This is a genomic window from Hymenobacter sp. NBH84 (assembly GCF_014217645.1).
Taxonomy (GTDB): Bacteria; Bacteroidota; Bacteroidia; order Cytophagales; family Hymenobacteraceae; genus Hymenobacter; species Hymenobacter profundi.
In genome coordinates, this window is sequence record NZ_CP043644.1 from 1,158,948 (window position 1) to 1,176,235 (window position 17,288).

Here is a 17,288-nt window from a genome sequence, read left to right on the forward strand (position 1 = left end):
ATGCGGGCCGTTGCTTTTTTGGTAGTATTTAGTGTGCAATAAGCACCCGTTGGGCCCTACCTATCGGTTGCCCATTGGTATCTGTGGCGCGTAGGATATAGAGGCCATTGGCCAGTGCTGCTACGCTGAGCTGTGTTTGCTGCCGGAAGTTGGTTTGCAAGACCTGGCGTCCTTGTTGGTCGAATAAGGTAAGGTGAATTTCGGCTGGTGAATCGGGGTAGGTCACCGTTAGAAAATCTTGTGCAGGTATGGGAGCTACGGTTAGAGTGCTGGGAGAAGCCGCGACGGCTACTATTGGCGAATAGCCAACGGTGCCGTCATGATCCTGCTGTTGCAGGCGGTAGTACGTCAGGGTTTGGGGCGCAGTGGCATCGTGGTAGGCGTAGCGATGCGCGGCGTTGCTGGTGCCGGCTCGGGCTACAGAAGTCAGGGTAGCAAACGTAACGCCATCGGTAGAGCGTTGGATGGTGAAGCCCCAGTTTTGGCTTTCGGTGGCAGTTTGCCAGCGCAGTTGCACGCCTACTTCCTGGCGTTGTGCCCCAAAGCTGGTGAGCACCACAGGTAGTGGTGTGCCGGGCGTGGTGGCAACCCGAAACTCGGTGGCTTCTGCTAAGGTAACGCGTAACTGCTGCGCGGCCGCATCGTATTGATACTCCGCGACGCCGGTGCCCATTACGATTTGGGGTGCGGTAGCCATCGGCAGCATAAGGGTAGTAGCGCGGCTGACGTAGCCGCCATATAGATTGGTGCTCAGGCGCTGCCAGCTGATATCAGCCCGCCGCGACGACGCCAGCATAGTTGCTGACCCGTAGCGGATGGTCGTGCCCTGTTGAAGAAAGAGCTGGGCAAACTGATCGGCCTTATCAAGCGAATAAAAAGTCAATAGTCCATCGGCGCTAACAGCCTGGGGTAACAGGTCGCTTTCGTCTCGGGCCAATACTGTATCAGACTGCGCGAAAACTACATCCTGAAAATCAGAAGCTAACGCCAGGCCGGCAGTGGTAGACGTGCTGGTGGTGCTGGGGCTAAGAGTCGGCTGATCGGTGTAGGGATACAGCGCCGCCAGAAACTGCGTTTGAGCGCTACCCTCCTTGCGCACGAGCAGGGTGGTGTGGTTCTCGGGTGTGTTGTAGGTGACTTCGTGGGCGCTGGTAGTAGTAGCGTAGCTAGTGGCACCGGCCGTGGCCGTTACGTGGGCCAGTAGCTGCACGCCGTTTTTAAGCCACGTGCCTTCGTGGGCAGCCGGGTTGTTTTGGAAGGTGCCCGTGGTGGCGGTGCCGTTTTCCAAGCCATAGCCGTGCAACTGCCAGGTGTAAGCATGTGGCGCACTGGACTGCACGAAATCGGCTAGCAAATAGTAGCTATTGCGCACAAACATCGCCTTGCGCGTCACCGTTGTGCCCGCATAAGCCGATTGCACTTCGCCATAGCTCAGCTTTTCAGTTTGAAAGGTGTGCTGCACGGTGCCCACGGCGCTAGTGGCATCCGAGGCGGGCCCAGCACCATCTACCAGCACCATGTTATGGCTGGTGGCTTCCTTCACCTCATTGCGACGGTCGAAGCTGAGGTAGCCGGCGTCCAGGGCCAGCAGCTGGCCGTAGGCGTGCAGCGCAAAACTGCCTACATCGGCGTGGCGGTGGCCGCCGGAGGTAGTGCGCGCTTGCTGGCTTTTGCCATACAAATGCAGGTAGGAAGCCAGCGAGTCGGAGCCGGAGCGGAAGATGAGGTTTCCGCTTTGGGGTAGAGCCGTGAGGGGAATAGATGGGGTAGGAGTAGGGGTTATGTTGGCGGCGAGGTAGGGGGCGCGCATGTCCACGGTTATGTCGCGGAGCTGAGCCGTAAGCGAATTCAGTTGGTTGGGCGCCAGCTTGCTCAGGTGTAGCGGGCGCACGTAGGCGGGGTTGCCGGTCAGTGCCAACTCGGGCATGCCCATATCTACATAAGAGTCCTCCAAGGCTGGAAAGCGGCCATCAGGCATCAGAATAGCCGTTATCCACTGGTAGAGGCGGTCGTAGCGCGGGTCGAAATATGGGTTAGGAATGGTGCGCGTGGTGCCGTTGAAGGTGTAGGGTAGGGCACCAGTCGGCAGAAAATGCCCCATGGCCCGAAAGAAGGGCAGACAGTTTAGAAACGCGTATTTGAAGTAATACGGTCCCTCGGCGTAGCCCGCCACCGCCGCCGGGTCTGATTGCCGTTGCGCATCCTGCCACAGCACGTTGTCGATGTTATACAGTCCGGTGGCAATCCAGGTAGCGGGTTGCTGGTGGGCTATGGTGCTGGTTGCGTCGTTAAGTACTACCGCCGCCATGCCCAGGGCCGCCGCAGTCATCAGCGTGTGGTTATTCTTGATGGTACTATAGAACCTTATCCCAAAAAATGACGCCACGGATTGCGTTTGCAGGTTACCGGCAAACTTCTGCAATTTGGCCCGACTAGTAGTCAGCTCTTGTTCCGGAACCCCGGCCCCACGGAGCAAATCATACGCTATCAGGTAGTCTATCAACTCCTTGGAGCGCCACTGCCAATCGTTGTACGAGGGCCACGCCGACACTTGAAAGTTGAGGGTAGCCAGCAGGGTAGTGGCGTTGGTGAGCAGTGCAGCGCGTTCGTTGGCTGTGAGTGGTACCAACTCGCCAGGGGAGACTGGGCGTCGGTCCAGCAGCAGCACAAAGGCCGTGTTTTTAGCAAACGTAGCCCGGTCGCGCCGGCCATTGGTACTGGCCGTATCGGTAGGCGGTGCAGTGTTGATGCTGTTGAACAGCCCGCTATAGAGCACGTAGTTTGCCGAAGTAGCCAAAGACGTTTGTACGGCGGGCAGTTCGGCCGCTTTCAGCAGCGTGCGAGGGTAGGAAGAGTCTGCGTCAGCTGGCATCCAGCTGCCTTGCTGCGCCACAGCTTGGCATGCAAAGCACAGAAGGAAAAGATAAAGTAGAGAAGTTTTCAAGCTGGTCTGGTAGATAGAACGTTCAGACCAATTTGTATCAATTAGAAAGCCATAAAGCTGAGTATTATAGTATTATAATTAGTTTAAACACGAATTAAGGCTGGATATAAAATATAATTTATCATATTTTATATCCAGCCGTATAATCAGTTGAAGCTAATATGCTGTGCGACTCTCATGCTGCTGCCACGCCCGAAAGCCCTCAATCGCTTCGTCGGGTAGTACTTGCTCCATAGGAATGCTGCGCTCGGCGAGAGGCCGTTCAATTTCATCGTAAATGAAATGGTCGTCGAAACCTACAGCGGCGGCGTCCTGTTTGGTGTTGCCATAGAAAACACGCTGAGGACGAGCCCAGTAAATGGCGCCCAAGCACATGGGGCACGGCTCACAAGAAGTGTACAGGTCACACCCATCCAACTGGTGCGTGCCCAATGCCGTGCAGGCTTTCCGAATAGCATCTACCTCGGCATGGCAGGTAGGGTCGTTAGTACTAGTCACTTGGTTGAAGCCGCGGGCAATGATCTGCCCATCTTTTACCACCACGGCGCCGAATGGACCGCCGTAGCCAGCCTGCATTTTTTCAATAGAAAGGCGAATGGCTTCGCGCATGAACTCGGGTCGGGGAGAATCCATTGGGTAGGAGGTAGGGGGAGTAAGCAGTTTGCCAAAACCAGCAAGTTACGAAGGTTGGTAACTGCGCAGTCTCCCGGAAGAAAATATTTCAGCAATAAGCGATTAACAAGTAACCGATTCGCCATTTTTGAAGTGCATGAACTGAACGGATCTTGAGCTACTTTTTCTCATCCTTTTCTATACGCAGATTCTTTACTGTTTTTCTTCTGGCCCTCGTTAGACTGCTGGGCAGTCGCGCCGTACGGGCCGATCATCTGCGGCCGCATATTTTGCTGTTGGCTCAGCGCACCGGTGCTCAGAAGGTGTTCGCCGTGAACAACAGTATGTTAGGGGTAACGAGTTTTATTCTTAGAAGCTCCTATGTTTGAGATACTGCTCAAACATAGGAGCTTCTAAGGCATTTTTTTGTTGGCTGGCCCTTCTTGAAGAGCAGTAAACCGCCCAGTCAGCCACACAAAAACACCCTTCCAGCCATGTGGCCGGAAGGGTGTTTGAGTTTTGGGTAAGGACAAGCGACATCGTCGCAGGGCTTTACCGGTAAGAATTAGTTGTGGACCAGTTTGAGGTTCAGGTGCACCGTGCCACCATTCACCATGATCAGGTAACTGCCCTGGGGCAGTTGTTGCACCTGCAGGGTGTGTAGCTGCCCGCCGCTGAGGGTCTGCTGGCTGATAACGTGTCCTACTAGATCCAGTACGCGTACTTGGTAGGTACCCGTGGGCAGGCCCGTCAGATCGAGCGTGGCCGTTTGGCTAGCGGGGTTGGGATAGAGAGCTGCATCCAGTTTCGTCAACTGCTCGAAGGCAACCGTGCGCACCAGGCTGAACGATTCTTGACCATCGTAGTCTACTTGACGCAAGCGGTAGTAGATGGTCTTGGTGTCCAACAAACGACCGGCACCAGCATCGGTGTAGGTGTAATTGGTCTTCTGCTGGGTGCTACCCTGGCCAGTAATTTTACCAACAGTTTCGAAGTGGGTGCCCGTGAGGGAGCGTTGTACTTCGAAGTAGGCATTGTTCTTCTCCGAAGCCGTGGTCCAGCTCAACTTGGCGTCGAGGTGGGCGGTGGTAGCTTCAAAACGAACTAGCTCCACGGGCAACGGCTGCACAATAGTAACGTTTTCGGCAGTGTTGGCAGCAACGGTGCCATCATAGTTAGAACCACCCGCAGCACCTAAGCTTGTGTTAGTGCCACCAGCATAGTTGCCCTTCGGGGCTACAGTAGCAGTTGCGGTAGTTCCATCGCGCATAGGGTTAGTATAAGAGATGGTAGAAGAGGCATTGTAAACGGTGCCGTTAACAGCCGCAGAAGCAATGGTAGCCCGGAACTGAATACTTAGTGAAGCACCGGCCGGAATAGTAAGATTGCTAAACGTTGGCGTGCCTGTGTTGCTAGTTGGGCCGGTGTAGCCTGTAACAGTAGAGGTGCTGCCATCGGCAAGCGTCAGTGTAACCGTAGGCGTGAAGGTGTTGTCGTACTTAAATAAATTAGCCGCAAGCGTTGTTGCTGCGCTAATTTCTGTTGCAACGCCGCCCGTGTTGGATACCGTAAGCGTGTAAGTGGCAGGGTTAACGGTCGTGCTGTTGGCCCGGGTTACGTTAGGAGTAGAAGTACTCAGGCTAGCCGTAAGAACGGGTAGGCAAGAACCAGCGCCGCCGATGGTAGCTGTAGCGGTAGTTGCCGTGTTAGTAGTGCTAGTACCTGCGTTCCCGGGGCCGGCTCCATAGGTTGAAAGTGCTGTGTTGTTACCATTGGTGTTGATCAGTGTCTGCCCTGCGACTCCTGCGCTTGTTGAAATAGCAGTTGTGGTATTGGTGTATACTATGCCACCGCTGCCGCCGCCGCCAGGACCATATCCTCGCGTTAATCTATTAGACCCTGTATAGCCAGCATTGCCCCCATTGCCTCCATTAGCATTAATAGCCACGTTAGCCAAACTGGCAGGTGTCCCATCAGGTAGAAATGCCATAACTATAGCAGTACCACCTGCCCCGCCGCCGCCAGCGCCCTGTAGGTTGGAAGTGGTGTTAACCGCATTGTCAGCAGTAGGCGCGTTGCCACCGTTAGCTTGTACCGAAAGCAAGCTAGTTCCTGAAGTGGGAGCTATTGGGCCGGATCGCAGGATGATAATGCCACCGCCTACACCGCCGCTGCTATTGGAAGCTGTTCCAACATTGATAGAGCCGGCGCCGCCGCCGCCGCCCATTAGCAGGCGCGTGGTAGATGTGGAAGCAGCCCGTCCGCCTTGTGCTTGTATGCCTGTACTGCCCGAGTTGTACCCATAGCCGCCAAGACCGCCTGCGCTAGCGTTGCTGCCGCCACCGCCACCAGCGTTACCAGTGTTATTGGTCGTAAAGTCGGTAGCACCACCACCTGCGTTACCGGGAGCACCTGCCGCGTGGCTGCCACCTACATAATCGCTACCTGCAACTGTACTAACCGAAGTACCATCAAATACCTGTGTTGGAATGCCAGCTGTGCCTTCACCCTTAGAACCATTGCCTACGGTAGAACTGCTAACGTAAGCTGTGGTAGTAGCAGTAGTTGCTGCAAAGCCACCCCCCCCGCGAAATCCTTTAGCGCTCATAGAGAGAGTAGAACCTGCTGCATAGGTGGTCTTGCCAGCCACATCTATCGCCAAAACGCCACCTGTTTCTCCGTTCCAAGCTGGACCATTTACAATGCCAGAGAGGGAGAGCGACGAATATTGTGGAACGCGAATGACCTGAAAGGCCTTCTTGCTCGCAGTACCATTAGGTGCAGCTGTTACGTAGGTATTAGTATTGATCAAGTTTTTCGTGAGCGTTAACACTTGGTTACTACCTGTGCCAGCAGCTACACTTTGTACAATAGCATACTCGTATTTACCAGCTGAGTAGGTGCCGTCATTAGTGACCGTACCATAAGTGTTGTTATTGGCAGTTACCATAGTAGCCCCCTGCATCTGCATAACCAATACGAGGTCGCCAACGGCAATAGGAGTAGAGGCTGTGCCAATACCGGTTCTAGCTATACCAACTGTAACTGTGTTAGTAGTAGCAGAAATGCCAGGATAGTACGTATTGGGAGAGGCAGTATTACTTAAGGTGCCAAAGCCATCCTTTCCTGGGGTAGCACAAACCGTAGCAATGTTTGCTACGCCTGAAATGTTAGTAGTAACGGACGCTGTGTTGTTTGCAGCTACTGGATCAGGAATTGAAGAAGTAACAGTAGCAGTGCCTGTAATAGAAGTAGTTCCACTGGTTGGTACTACGAGGCTGACAGAGTAGCTAATAGGGTCAGCACCTGCAGCTAGGGTGCTAGTTGTAGGAAACGTAATTACACCAGAAGGCGCATCGTAGGTTGCGTTAGCCGGGAGGGTTAAGCTGCTAGCAGGCAGGTTAGGTGCTAAGGTTAGCTTTGGTGTTACGTTAGGAGCATCTAATGCTCCTAGGTTAGTTGCGTTGACAGTGTAAGTGATTTTTGAACCAGGGTTAGCTGAAGCAGGCCCACTTACACTGGTGGCAATATCGGCTCCAGATACAGCTACCGTGATATTTGCCTCGTTAGAAAGCGTATTGAGAATATCTCTAATCGTGTAAGGAATTGTAACCGTCCCTGCGAACGTACTAACAGGCGTAAACGTCACGATACCATTTGCATCAACTGTAAACGTACCCTTGTTTGGAACGGTGAGCGTACGATCAATTGCAGCCGTAGTAGGATCTAGGTCTACGCTGCCTTTGTTTAAGCTGCTGCCAGGGGCTTGGTCGTTGCTTGTCACATCGTAAGAAACAGGCTGATCATATCGGGTGCCGAAGTAATCATCGGTGGCTACTGTCGGACGGACAATGGCCAGATTTCGGATTTCGTGTACGTTATAGGAACCACCCGTAGAACCCGAAAAGCCGATGCGCAGTGTAGGCGGGGGAGGCGGAACCTCTATATTACTTAAAGCAGTGACTACCGAGTTGCCATTCTGAATACGAATGGTAACTCGGTAAGCTGCCGAGCCACTGTTGTTAGTATAAGGAATAAAGTCAATAAAGGCTCGACGGTAATTTGCACTACCATCTTGAGCCCGGGCTGTCGCTACGTCCAGACTAAAGGGCAATGTGCCACTGCTGGCGATGTAGGGGTAGTCTGAAGTAGTAGCACCATTACCACTGCCGCGGATGGTAACCGCGTCAGGAGTTTGGCCAATGCCACCTACACGGCTTTCACTACCGTTGGAGTAGTTGCCAAACTCATCAATCCCAATCCCAATGTATCCGTTGGATACCCCAGCAACGGTACCTCTTTGAGCATAGCCCAACGAACCACCATCAGCGCCAATGCGAAAGGTTTGAGTTGCTCCGTCAATTAGGTACACACTAAAGCCATCCGCTCCATTGCCGCCATAAGAGAAAAACTCAAATGAAATACTAAAGCCCTGAGGTGCTGGAAATGAACTTTGGTCTATAGCTGTACCAGCCTTATATGTAGTAGCGGTAGTAAGACGCAAATAGCCGTTGCCGGTTGGGTCAGACCCAGTAGCGCCTGTTCCGGTAAGTACGGCATCACCGTATAATTGAAAGCCGGTAGCCGTTCCATTTTTGAAAGATTCAATTCGCGGAAAGGTACTTGTTTGTGCTTGTGCCTCCTGCTGACTAGTAAGCAGCAATGCTGCTGAACCTACAAGCCAACTAACAGTGTGAAGGTGTCGGCAGAATATTCTGCGTAGAGTTTTCTTCATAAGGAAGGGGGTAGTAGAAACAAGGGAAGAGAAATTTTAACAATTTATATTTATAGCATTTTTATATTAAAAAATTTAAAAAAAATGCTATAAAAACGCCTTTGATTTCGCTAAAGTAAGAGCATTAACTATGCCTAGAAGCAGATTTTGCTATTTATTATCATTAATAAATATTAATGGCATTATCTAAATAAATAGTAGAAAGCTAGAAGTAAATACACACTATGATCTCGTCGTTATTGATTTGGCACCAAAGTTGTAAAAACCATTTCGAAAGAATAGTTTTTAGGTGTTTTGGTTGTGGGAAAGAGCGGAGCCGTTGGTTCCGCTTTTTTTATGCCTAATCGGGTCTCTTTTTGAAAGGGAGCTACATCTAAGGCAGTAAAAAAAAACCGCTGCTTCTGTAAGTGATACAGGGGCAGCGGGGCTTTTGCTTATCGATGCAAATAGAGTAGGGAAACGGCAGTTTGTTAATGCACGATGCGCAATTCGTACTCCGGCGCATCAGCCGAAGAGTTAGGTAGCCGGAACGCCCCTACCCGGCTAGGACCATAGCCTAGGTTTACCTTTATAAACTCGTCTCGCACAGGGAGCATATCCACAATCTCACGGCGCAGGGCGTCTAGGTCGGCACGCGTGTTATCCAGCGCCTGCTGCACTTCGTTGGTTTCCTGATCGAAGCTGCCGGTGGCGGGACGCTGCTCAAACGAATCGTTGGGGCCAGGTGCAGCGGCATGGTCGATGGGCAGGTTGGTAGCCTGCGTGGCAGCCCGGCGAAATTCCTGCTCGGCTTCGAGATAGGCGTTCAGTTTTTCTTCGAGGGGTAGCAGATCGGGATTCAGGTAGTCGAGGTTGCTGGCCATGGCCGGAGGTGTATAAAGTAGGAGTGAGTGTACTTCTCGCAAACGCAACGTGCCCGGCGAAGGATACAGCAACCCGCAAAAGTGCAGGCGCACTCGCGCAACGCGGCGTAACTTGCGGCCTCGGATGGGAGTAGTTCTTCTATCTCCTGCCGCGTCTTTTGCCTACTTCTATGTCTTCTTCTCCCGCCTCCGCCCACGACCCCATGGGCCACGCTCTGCTCGACTTTCACCACGGCCAAACAGCCGCTACACTTACAGTGCACAGCAATGTAGCCGAAGACGAGCCCCTACCGGCTAGCTATCTGTTTCGTACCCTTTGGGAAATGCCCGAGCTAGAGCGCACCGCTCTGGAAGCCTGCCAGGGTAGGGTACTGGACTTGGGCGCCGGTGCCGGCTGTCACGCACTAGAATTGCAACAGCGCGGTTATTCGGTGAAAGCCCTAGATGCCTCGCCAGGCGCAGTGCAAGTGATGCAGCAGCGCGGCGTGCAGCAGGTAGCTTGCCACGACCTGTTCGACCCTATTCTCACCAACGACCTACCCTACGATACCATCCTGATGCTGATGAACGGCCTGGGGCTGGTGGGCACTCTCGATGGCCTCGAAAAATTCCTGATACACGCTCGTGCCTTGCTGGCACCCGGCGGACAAATCCTGGCTACCTCCGCCGACATTGCCTACCTCTACGAGGATGAGGAAGGCGCTCTGGTTATCAACCTCAACGGTCCTTACTACGGCGAGGTAGAGTATAGCATGAGTTATAAGGAGGAAACCGGCGCGCCCTTCCACTGGCTGTTTGCCGATGCCAGCATTCTACAAGACTACGCCGAAGCCGCCGGCTACACCGTCGAATTCTTGGACCACGACGAGCAGGACCAGTACTTGGTTCGCCTTACGCTGCTGTAAGATGGTGAGGTGATGAGTAAAAAGACGTGTGTCATCCTGAGCACAGCGAAGGACCTTGTGCCTGTTGAACGAGTCGTTGTTATGATTGTCGTTCTATTGTGACAAGGTCCTTCGCTGCGCTCAGGATGACACACGTCTTTTTACTCATTACCTCACCGAGCAAAAGAAATCTTGCCCATACTCACGGCAGGATTACCAGCCTGGCCGCCCTGAAAGGTTTCTGGCGTACCAGCCAGCGCTTCGTTGGCTAGTACGGCAAATAGTACGGCTTCTTTGGCATCAGGCAGGATGCCCAGCTCATCGGTGGTGGTGAAACGGCACTGGGGTAGGCGCTGGCGTAGCGCGGCCATCAGCACGGGATTGTGCATACCGCCACCGCTGGCGTAAACAGTAAGATTGGGAACAGGAAAGCACCGCTCTAAAGCCCGCACGATGCCCTCGGCGCTGAACTGGGTGAGGGTAGCCAGTAAATCGTGGGGCGAGAGAGCCAGTGTGCCGCTGCGCATCTGTGCTTGCTGCACATACTCTTTATTGAATAGTTCGGGGCCAGTAGTTTTTGGAAAATCAGCCTGAAAGAAAGGATGGTTGAGGAGGGCGGCCAACAAGGTTTCGTGCACTTGGCCTTGGGCGGCCAACGCGCCGTTGGCGTCGTAGCTAAGGGTAGGGAAGTACTGCTGCGTAAAGGCATCCAGCAAGGTGTTGCCAGGGCCGACATCGGTGGAGAAGATGCCATTTAATTGCAGTGAACCGGGCAAGTATGTGAAGTTGGCAATGCCGCCCATATTCAGCAGAATCCGGTCTTCGCCTTCCTTTGAAAACAACAGATAGTCGCCATACACAGCTAGGGGAGCACCCTCGCCGCCTGCGGCTAGGTGCTTCTGTCGGAAGTCGCTGAGGGTGAGGATACCCGTGCGTACGGCCACGTGGTCACCGTCGCCGAGTTGGAGGGTAGCATTGGGAAAATCGGGGCGGCCGTGCTGGTGGCGGGGCGCGTGGTAGACGGTTTGGCCGTGGCTTGCGATGCAGTCGACTTCGATAGGCGCTACCTGCCACTGGTGCAGGCAGTCCAGCACCATATCGGCGTGTAGGTTGCCAATCCAGGGTGTAGCAGGCACAACTGCTCGAAGCTGATTTCGGCCTTCGCAAACACCTCCCTAATCTGTTTTTTCACTTCCTCGGGGTAGGGCACTGTGTGGAAATGCTCCACCTGCACCCGCGTGTGGAGGCCGTTTCCCTCGCACCGGCACAAGGCCACATCCAACCCATCGAGAGAGGTGCCCGACATCAGACCGATGATCCGACGTGCGGGCTGTTGGGCAATACGGAGGAGGTGAAGTAGATTAGGATTCATGAAAAAAGGAGGAAGGAAGTACCGGGAAAGCGCTGCAAGAAAAGGCAAAACCACTTACATTGAGCAATTGACTGAGAATGTACGCCATACAGTAGTGGCTCACGCAACCAGTTTATCTTTCTTTCACCCCAATCTTTTACTGCATGACCAAACACTACGCTTCTCTTTCCAAAAGCCTAGGCAGTCCGCCACGGAGGGCTGCCGGTTGGTGGCTGCTACTATTGCTACTTAGCAGTATGCCTGCCTGGGCGCAGAACACTACGTATACCATCCGAGGCACCGTTACGGATATTTCGAATAGCCAGGGTGTGCCGGGCGCCACGGTGCGCCTCACGGGCACGGTGCTGGGCGGCGCTACCAACGCAGACGGCGTCTACGACCTGCGTGCGGCCGTTGCGCCGGGTACGTATCAATTGGTAGTCAGCTCGGTAGGCTACGCCAACAGCACTCAAACCATTACGCTGGGTGCCGACCCTACCGTTACGGCCAATGTGCAGCTGCGGCAGGACCTCATCGGACTGAAAGAAGTGGTGGTGACGGGTACCTCCATAGCCACTAGCAAGCAGCAGCTTGGCAATGCCATCAGTACAGTGGGCGGGCGCGAGCTGACGGCCGGTGCCCCTACCCAGATTGACCAGGCCTTGCAGGGCAAGATAGCCGGCGCGCAGATTTCGCAGAACTCGGGTAACCCAGCTGGCGGTATTTCGGTGCGTCTGCGCGGCACCAGCACTGTGCTGGGGTCATCGGAGCCCTTGTATTTGGTGGATGGGGTGATTATCAACAACGATTCGCCTGCGCTGCTAGACCTAGGCGGCTATGCGCAAAATCGCTTGGCCGATATCAACCCCAATGATATTGAACGGATTGAGGTGATTAAAGGCGCCGCTGCCGCTGCTATCTACGGATCTAGGGCAGCCAACGGGGTCGTGCAGATTTTTACGAAACGCGGCAAGGAAGGCAAGCCTTCCGTTACGGTTTCCAGCGAGTTCATCGTGTCGAAACTGCGCAAGAAGCTGGACTACAACCGGTACCCGTTCCGCTTTGCCAACACCACTGCTACCGACTTGACGCAGGTGCCCGTGGAGCGCTACGACTACCAGGACCAGATTTTCCGGACGGCCATCGGCACCGAAAACTACACGTCGATATCAGGCGGCAACCAAAGCACCAAGTACACGCTGTCGGGCTCCGTACTTCAAAAACCAGGGCATCATCGATGCTACTGATTTCAACCGCAACACCGGCCGCGTGGCGCCTGCAACAGACGCTCACCAACTGGGCTAGCATTTCGGGCGGCGCCAGCTACACGCTCAGTACCAGTAACGAAGTGCCCAACGGCGGCATCAATGAGGCCTATGGGGCGCTAACGGGCTTCATCTTCAGCAACAACTTCATCAACCCGCAGCCCAATGAGGCCACGGGCGTCTACCCCAGCACCACGCCTACCAGCATCGTAACGCGCACGAATCCGCTGGAGGCCATCAACCGGTTTAAGTTTCAGCAGCGCACCTCGCGCGTGATTGGCGATGTTCAGTTAAACCTCACGCCCTTCGAAGGCTTTACCGTAGACAATGTGTTTGGTTTTGATACCTACACGCAGATTGGCACGGCCTTTATTCCGCCCGGCAACACTACGCCTACCTACTCGGCCGGCTATGCTCGCCGCGGCGACCAAACGGTGCTGCAATACAACAACGACCTGACCCTAGGCTACCGCCGTACCTTCGCCGACTGGCTGGAGTCGACTACTTCGCTGGGTGGCACCTGGCAGTACGACCGCACTATGCTCACCAGTATTGCGTCGCAGCAATTGGTGACGGGGGTAGAGGTGTCTACGGGCGGCACGTATCTGGCCAACGACTATCGGGCCGAGCGCCGAATAGAAGGCTATTTCTTGCAGCAAACCTTTGGGTTGGGTCAGCGCCTATACCTCACCGGCGCTATTCGCTTCGATGCCGCCTCACCCTTCTACGACAACCTCAACCAGGACCGTAACTGGCAACGCTACCTCAAAGCCAGCGGCTCCTACCTCCTCTCAGAAGAGAAATTCTGGAAAGAAGGCCGCTTGGGCGAACTGGTTCCGCAGGTGAAATTGCGCAGCTCTTGGGGCCAAGCCGGCAACCTCACGGCCCTAGACCCCTACGGACAATATACATTGTATGCGCCGGTGAGCTTAGGCGGGCAGCAGGGGCTGTATCCAGGTGCCCGCCTGGGCAACCAGCTCATCCCAGAGCGCCAACGGGAGTTTGAGCTAGGCTTTGACATTGGCCTATTCAACAACCGGGTAGGGCTAGAGGCCACGTATTTTGATAAACACGTGACGGACTTGCTGCTCAACCGTACGCTCTCACCCAGCACAGGTTACCTCAACCGCAACGAAAACGTGGGTACCATGGACAACCGTGGGGTAGAGTTGCTAGTCCGCGCTGTGCCTGTTCAAATATCTAAAGTGCTCTGGAATATTACGGGCACCTTCACCCACAACCGCAACGAGGTGAATGGCATAGAAGGCAATGGCGTATTGCCCTTCGATGGCGGCTTTGGTCAAGTGGCTGCTGTAAATGGTCAGCCTGTGGGTGTGTTCTATAGCACCTACTTTGCCCGCAACCCCGATGGGTCGTTGCTGCTGAACGCGGCCGGCCTACCCCAACGCGAGCTGGGTGTGAACGGGGTGCCTCAGCGCAACGCGGCTGGCCAGCCTACTGGCTCCGTGCTCAACAAAGTCATTGGCAACCCCAACCCCAAGTATCTGGCCTCGCTGATTAACGAGGTGACAGTGAACGAGAAGCTCTCCTTCCGGGTGCAGCTAGACGCGGTGCAGGGCTTCGACGTGTTCAACTTCACGCGGCGTGTGGGCGACCGGGACATCTACGGCGGCCTGGCCGGCTACGAAGCCGAGTTGCGTGGCGACGTACCCAAGGGCACCAGCGCGGCGCTGTTTGGCATCTTTGAAAACTGGATTGAAGACGGCTCCTTCGTGAAAGTGCGCGAGGCTTCGGTGAGCTACCTGTTTGCGCCGAAGTTTCTGGGATTGAAGAATATACGCGCCACCCTGACGGGTCGCAATCTGTTCGTATTCACAAACTACAGCGGCTACGACCCCGAGATAAACGCGGCCGGCCAGAGCACCGTAGTGCGTGGCTTCGACTTCGTGGAGGTGCCCATTCCGCGCACCGTGCGCCTGGGCATAAGTGCTTCCTTCTAACCTGCTGATTTTCTTCTTGATGAAACGCTATAGAACCCGATTGGCCGCACTGGCGGCCGGCAGTCTGCTGCTGCTCACAGCGCCCGGCTGCGACCTTAACATTCCGAACCCCAATAGCCCCTCCGACGCCGTGGTGCTCACCACCCGCGACGGCCTGCTGGCCCTGAGCGTGGGCATGCGACAGTATTACGCCAACAACACACTAGGTTCCGTTATTCTGGGACCGGGCGCTACCACCCGCGAGCTACGCGGCGTGGCTACCTTCACCAGCGTGCTGGAAATTGAAACCGGCACTGCCGCCCTACCCAACTTCAACAGCTACGTGGGCAACCTTTGGTCGCAGCTCTACCGGGTGATGTCGATGGCCGAGGACTTGCAGGCCAACGCCCCTACCGTACTCAGTGCCGACCCCGCCACCCGCGACGCAGTGCTGGCCCACGCCAACCTATTCAAAGCTATTGCGCTGGGCACACTGGCGCAGAATTTCGAGCAGGCCCCGCTTAATTCCGACCGCTCAGGCCAAGCCACGTTTGTGCCGCGCACCCAACTGTTGGCCGAGGCCATTCGCCTGCTCAACGAGGCCCAACAACTCATTACGACCACCGCGCCCTCGGCGGAGTTTACCACCAAAGTAACGGCGGGCACGCTGGACCTGGCTAATACTATCAATGCCCACCGGGCGCGCTACAACCTGGCTGCTGGCAACTACGCGGCGGCCGCGGCGGCCGCCGCGTTGGTAAACCTGGGAAGTAAGTCGGCCTTCGTCTACAATGCGCAGAATCCCAACCCAATTTACCAAAGCATTGTGTTTGGTAGGAATTTCCGGCCGCGCAACCTGTTTGGCCTACCCGCTCCACTGGTCAACCGCCGCGATGCCCGCCTGAGCTTTTACTTAACCAATCCTACCAATGTGGTGCAAGACCCGCTGCTGGGCAGCGATACACTGCGCTCGGTGGCCGGTTTTTTCGCGTTGCAGAATACCTCCATTCCCGTCTATCTGCCCGACGAGATGCGCCTGATTCAGGCCGAAGCCATTGTGCGCCAGAACGGCGACCTAGCTCAGGCCGTGACGCTCATCGACGCCGTGCGTACCCAGGCCCCTAGCGACGACGCGTTTGGGGTAGGGGCCGCGCTGCCCGCTTACGCTGGCGCCGTAACCGCCGATGCCCTGCTCACGGAAATTTACCGGCAGCGGGCCGCCGAATTGTTCATGACCGGCCTGCGCCTACCCGACAGCCGCCGTCTGGGACGCCCAGCGCCACCCGCCTCACTCATCGAGCGCACCCGCAACTTTTATCCTTACCCCCAGCAAGAACGTTTGACTAACCCCAACGTACCTGAAGATCCGGCTATTTAGCTAGGGTAAGCAACGAAAGTTTATTTCAAGAAAAACAGCCCCGTCAGAAACCCGACGGGGCTGTTTTTTGAACAACCAGAATACTTCCCCGTTTTATTCCCCAACATTCTCTTCTGTATCTATGCCCGCCTACGAAAAAACCTACACCGCCCTCTGGGCTGATATGGACCCCAACGGCCACATGCGCCACTCGGCCTACACCGATTATGCCGCCCACACGCGTCTGGAATATTTGTCCGAAGCGGGCTTCACGATGCAGTATTTCGCGGAACACCAACTGGGGCCAATTCTGTTCCGGGAAGACACGCGTTTCATGCGTGAAGTACGTCTGGGCGAGTCCATCACGGTGTCATCGGAAGTGGCTGGCTTGAACGCAGACGGCTCGCGCTGGCGGATTATCCACACCATTCGCAAGCCCGATGGGGTAGTAGCGGCCACCGTCACCGTAGATGGCGCCTGGTTGGACTTGCAGCGCCGCAAGCTCACGGTGCCACCCGCCGAGCTAGCCGCCGCTATGGCCAACGCCGCCCGCCACGAGAGCTACCAGGATATCGTGAAAGAAGCGAAGTAGGAAAGAGAGTACACAATTACAGTTTTCATCCTGAACGCAGTGAAGGACCTTATCACGCTAGAACGAGTCGTTGTTATGACAGTCCCTCTAGCGTGATAAGGTCCTTCACTGCGTTCAGGATGAAAACTGTAATTCTATCTGCAATCCAAAAATCACAACTTCACCACTTTTGCAATGCGCTCTAGCTGCTTCTGATGATGTAGCACGTGGTCTACCATAAAATCCAGCGTTTGCGCGATGGTGAGCATGCCCGAACGCGGGTGTCTGAAGATAGCGCGGCGCATCAGATGTTCCGGATATTCATTTAAAAGCTGCTCCAGCCGCCGCCGCACACTAGCCCATTGTTGGCGTAGCTGGGGTAGGGGCGGGGCCGACACGGGCATCTTGGAGGCGAGATAGGTGGGTGCCTTAAAACGCAGAAACGGCACCCGCAGCAGGACCCGCAACACTCGGCTGCGCAAAAAATGCCCTAGCCCAGCGTGTTGCAAGCCCTCGGCCTCCAGAACTTTCTTCTCTAGGTACTGATTGATGCCAGTTTCTGAAATCAGCAAGTGCTGCACCACCTGCGCCGCCGACCACTTCCCCGGTCCCGGCGACTGGTGCGCCCGCTCACCCAGCGCCTCCGCCGATTGAATTAAGCGTTCAGTAGCACATTCCAGTTGCTCCAGGCGGATGCTCAGGCGGTAATTCATTGTGTAGGAAAAAGAGGGTAGGGCAGGAAATCAAAGAATAAAAAAGGCCGTCA

10 protein-coding genes and 2 pseudogenes are annotated in these 17,288 nt (G+C 55.1%); 5 read left to right on the forward strand and 7 right to left on the reverse strand.

Annotated features, from left to right (window positions below):
* Positions 1–28: 28 nt before the first annotated feature.
* The 5 genes and pseudogenes from F1C16_RS04850 to F1C16_RS04865 form a co-directional block, all read right to left on the reverse strand.
* A complete protein-coding gene (locus F1C16_RS04850) occupies positions 29–2,944 on the reverse strand; it encodes a heparinase II/III family protein (RefSeq protein WP_185283231.1) in 2,916 nt (971 codons plus the stop codon).
* Between the two features lie 156 nt (positions 2,945–3,100).
* A complete protein-coding gene (locus F1C16_RS04855) occupies positions 3,101–3,577 on the reverse strand; it encodes a nucleoside deaminase (protein WP_185283232.1) in 477 nt (158 codons plus the stop codon).
* A 544-nt stretch (positions 3,578–4,121) separates the two neighbouring features.
* Entirely contained in the window at positions 4,122–6,164 is a 2,043-nt protein-coding gene (locus tag F1C16_RS22930; protein ID WP_258049031.1) for a T9SS type A sorting domain-containing protein, read from the reverse strand.
* Between the two features lie 579 nt (positions 6,165–6,743).
* Positions 6,744–8,291, reverse strand: a pseudogene (locus F1C16_RS23300) (Ig-like domain-containing protein); the annotation flags it as partial.
* Positions 8,292–8,761: 470 nt separating this feature from the next.
* Positions 8,762–9,154: a hypothetical protein gene (locus tag F1C16_RS04865; protein ID WP_185283234.1), complete on the reverse strand. Its 393-nt coding sequence runs from the start codon at positions 9,152–9,154 to the stop codon at positions 8,762–8,764.
* Positions 9,155–9,324: 170 nt separating this feature from the next.
* On the opposite strand from F1C16_RS04865, the gene F1C16_RS04870 reads away from it, so the two are divergent.
* Positions 9,325–10,059, forward strand: a complete 735-nt coding sequence (locus F1C16_RS04870) for a bifunctional 2-polyprenyl-6-hydroxyphenol methylase/3-demethylubiquinol 3-O-methyltransferase UbiG (RefSeq protein WP_185283235.1) — start codon at positions 9,325–9,327, stop codon at positions 10,057–10,059.
* 152 nt (positions 10,060–10,211) lie between these two features.
* Here the strand turns inward: F1C16_RS04870 and F1C16_RS04875 are convergent.
* Positions 10,212–11,410, reverse strand: a pseudogene (locus tag F1C16_RS04875) (anhydro-N-acetylmuramic acid kinase).
* A 236-nt stretch (positions 11,411–11,646) separates the two neighbouring features.
* On the opposite strand from F1C16_RS04875, the gene F1C16_RS22800 reads away from it, so the two are divergent.
* The 4 genes from F1C16_RS22800 (at position 11,647) to F1C16_RS04890 (ending at position 16,543) form a co-directional block, all read left to right on the forward strand.
* Entirely contained in the window at positions 11,647–12,636 is a 990-nt protein-coding gene (locus F1C16_RS22800) for a TonB-dependent receptor plug domain-containing protein (protein ID WP_219733407.1), read from the forward strand.
* Complete coding sequence (locus F1C16_RS22805; protein ID WP_219733409.1) at positions 12,627–14,615, forward strand: TonB-dependent receptor; 1,989 nt, start codon at positions 12,627–12,629, stop codon at positions 14,613–14,615. The genes F1C16_RS22800 and F1C16_RS22805 overlap by 10 nt, the downstream gene beginning before the upstream one ends.
* A 19-nt stretch (positions 14,616–14,634) precedes the next feature.
* Positions 14,635–15,972 (forward strand): RagB/SusD family nutrient uptake outer membrane protein, encoded by a 1,338-nt coding sequence (locus tag F1C16_RS04885; RefSeq protein WP_185283236.1) that lies wholly within the window; start codon positions 14,635–14,637, stop codon positions 15,970–15,972.
* A gap of 121 nt (positions 15,973–16,093) precedes the next feature.
* Positions 16,094–16,543 carry a thioesterase family protein gene (locus tag F1C16_RS04890; protein WP_185283237.1) on the forward strand — a complete coding sequence of 150 codons (450 nt, stop codon included), beginning with the start codon at positions 16,094–16,096 and terminating at the stop codon, positions 16,541–16,543.
* 152 nt (positions 16,544–16,695) lie between these two features.
* Here the strand turns inward: F1C16_RS04890 and F1C16_RS04895 are convergent, their stop codons facing one another.
* Positions 16,696–17,235 (reverse strand): DinB family protein, encoded by a 540-nt coding sequence (locus tag F1C16_RS04895; RefSeq protein WP_185283238.1) that lies wholly within the window; start codon positions 17,233–17,235, stop codon positions 16,696–16,698.
* Positions 17,236–17,288: the final 53 nt, after the last annotated feature.

What these genes read in the sequence shown, in the direction of transcription:
- F1C16_RS22800 (WP_219733407.1), top strand. Translation starts at nt 11,647, where the DNA reads ATGCCTGCCTGGGCGCAGAACACTACGTATACCATCCGAGGCACCGTT.
- F1C16_RS04885 (WP_185283236.1), top strand. Translation starts at nt 14,635, where the DNA reads ATGAAACGCTATAGAACCCGATTGGCCGCACTGGCGGCCGGCAGTCTG.
- F1C16_RS22805 (WP_219733409.1), top strand. Translation starts at nt 12,627, where the DNA reads ATGCTACTGATTTCAACCGCAACACCGGCCGCGTGGCGCCTGCAACAG.
- F1C16_RS22930 (WP_258049031.1), bottom strand. Translation starts at nt 6,164, where the DNA reads ATGAGCGCTAAAGGATTTCGCGGGGGGGGTGGCTTTGCAGCAACTACT.
- F1C16_RS04895 (WP_185283238.1), bottom strand. Translation starts at nt 17,235, where the DNA reads ATGAATTACCGCCTGAGCATCCGCCTGGAGCAACTGGAATGTGCTACT.
- F1C16_RS04855 (WP_185283232.1), bottom strand. Translation starts at nt 3,577, where the DNA reads ATGGATTCTCCCCGACCCGAGTTCATGCGCGAAGCCATTCGCCTTTCT.
- F1C16_RS04870 (WP_185283235.1), top strand. Translation starts at nt 9,325, where the DNA reads ATGTCTTCTTCTCCCGCCTCCGCCCACGACCCCATGGGCCACGCTCTG.
- F1C16_RS04865 (WP_185283234.1), bottom strand. Translation starts at nt 9,154, where the DNA reads ATGGCCAGCAACCTCGACTACCTGAATCCCGATCTGCTACCCCTCGAA.
- F1C16_RS04890 (WP_185283237.1), top strand. Translation starts at nt 16,094, where the DNA reads ATGCCCGCCTACGAAAAAACCTACACCGCCCTCTGGGCTGATATGGAC.